Raw genomic sequence first — 696 nt, 5'->3', positions numbered from 1 at the left:
GCTTCCTGGAACTCGGAAACAAGGGCTTCGTCTGCGAGGTGCAGGTACCCTGGTGGGACCTGACGGCCATGGCGGAGGTGGCCCGCGACCATCCCGGCATCCCCTTCGTGCTCAACCACACCGGCCTGCCGGCCGACCGCTCGCCCGAGGGGCTGGCCGGTTGGCGCAAGGCGCTGGCGCTGCTGGGGCCCTATCCGGATGTACGGCTGAAGCTCTCCGGGATCGGCCTGCCGCCGGGCACCTGGCCCGAGGCGCAGAACGGCCTGATCGTGCGCGAGGCCATCGCCATCCTCGGCTGGCAGCGCTGCCTCTTCGCCAGCAACTTCCCGGTGGATAGCCTCGTCGCGAGCTTCGACACGATCTACACGGGCTTCAAGCGCGCCGTCGCGGACCTGCCGCGCGATCAGATCCGCGCGCTGTTCCACGACAACGCGAAGGCGCTGTACCGGATCGCCGGAGCGGGATGACCGGAGGCGCGAAGGCGCCGTAGGTCTGAAGCCCGCGACCAGCCAGGCTCACGGGCAGTTCGTGTAGTACTGCCCGTTGATCGGCACCTCCATGCAGCCCTGCTCCCGCGGCGACGGCAGGTCGGGGGGCCGGTGATAGATGGGCAGTCCCGCCGGATTGCCCGACCCCGGCGCCCGCGACGCGACGATAGCGCTGCGCCGGTCGAGCATCGCACGGCATGTCGTGTAG

2 protein-coding genes are annotated in these 696 nt (G+C 70.1%); one reads left to right on the top strand and one right to left on the bottom strand.

The window, feature by feature from the left end; all coding sequences use genetic code 11:
• Window positions 1–467: amidohydrolase family protein (locus AC1DWF_RS34760; protein WP_476843024.1), on the top strand; the 467-nt coding region annotated here is incomplete at its 5' end.
• Window positions 468–515: 48 nt separating this feature from the next.
• Here AC1DWF_RS34760 and AC1DWF_RS34755 read toward each other — a convergent pair.
• A partial coding sequence (locus tag AC1DWF_RS34755) for a hypothetical protein (protein ID WP_476843023.1) occupies window positions 516–696 on the bottom strand: 181 nt, incomplete at its 5' end.

It is taken from the genome of Aminobacter sp. P4_D5 (assembly GCF_056401815.1).
The sequence above is the reverse complement of the archived record's forward strand: the minus strand, read 5'-3'. Positions and strand labels throughout refer to the sequence as shown.